The sequence below is a fragment of the Methylobacterium oryzihabitans genome (assembly GCF_004004555.2).
Taxonomy (GTDB): Bacteria; Pseudomonadota; Alphaproteobacteria; order Rhizobiales; family Beijerinckiaceae; genus Methylobacterium; species Methylobacterium oryzihabitans.
This window is the reverse complement of the sequence record NZ_SACP01000083.1, coordinates 1-827: the sequence shown is the minus strand read 5'-3', so window position 1 is coordinate 827 and position 827 is coordinate 1. Positions and strand designations below refer to the sequence as shown.

The 827-nt window shown below is 71.0% G+C and carries 1 protein-coding gene; it reads right to left on the bottom strand.

From position 1 onward, the window contains the following. The coding region (serA, locus tag EOE48_RS28440; RefSeq protein WP_246155057.1) for a phosphoglycerate dehydrogenase at positions 1-827 on the bottom strand (827 nt) is incomplete at both ends.

Below are 827 nucleotides of genomic sequence, written 5' to 3'. Positions count from 1 at the left end.
CCCTGCAGCGGCGACACGAACCGCTCCGCGTTCGACGCCGGCTCGACCGGAAACACGTCCACCGCCGCCCCCCGCAGGTGACCGTCGCGCAGCGCCCCGGCCAGCGCGTCGAGGTCCACCACCGTGCCGCGGGCGTTGTTGATGAGATACGCCCCCGGCTTCATCGCCCGGATCTGCGCCTCGCCGATCATGTTGGCGGTGGCCGGCGTCTCGGGCACGTGCAGCGAGACGACGTCGCTCTGCGCCAGCAGCACGTCGAGGCTGCCCACCGGCTCGGTGTTGCCGTGGCGCAGGCGGTCGGTGAGGTCGTGGTAGATGACGCGCATGCCCATGCCCTCGGCGAGGTTGGAGAGCTGCGAGCCGATGTTGCCGTAGCCGACGATGCCGAGCGTCTTGCCGCGGACCTCGAACGAGCCGACGGCCGACTTGTCCCAGCCGCCGGCATGGGCGGCGACCGAGCGGGGCACGATGCGGCGCAGGAGCATGACGATCTCGCCGATGACGAGTTCGGCGACGGAGCGGGTGTTGGAGAACGGGGCGTTGAAGACCGGGATGCCGCGCCGGCGCGCTGCGTCGAGGTCGACCTGGTTGGTGCCGACGGAGAAGCAGCCCACCGCGATGAGGCGGTCGGCGTGTTCGAGCGCGGCCTCGTCGAGCTGGGTGCGGGAGCGGATGCCGAGGATGTGGGTACCGCGGATGGCGTCGTGCAGGGCGGCGGGGTCGAGGGCCTTGGGCAGGCGGGTGACGTTGGTGTAGCCGGCGGCGGTGAACAGCGACGCCGCGCTGTCGTTGATGCCTTCCAGCAGAAGCACCCGGATCTTGTCCTT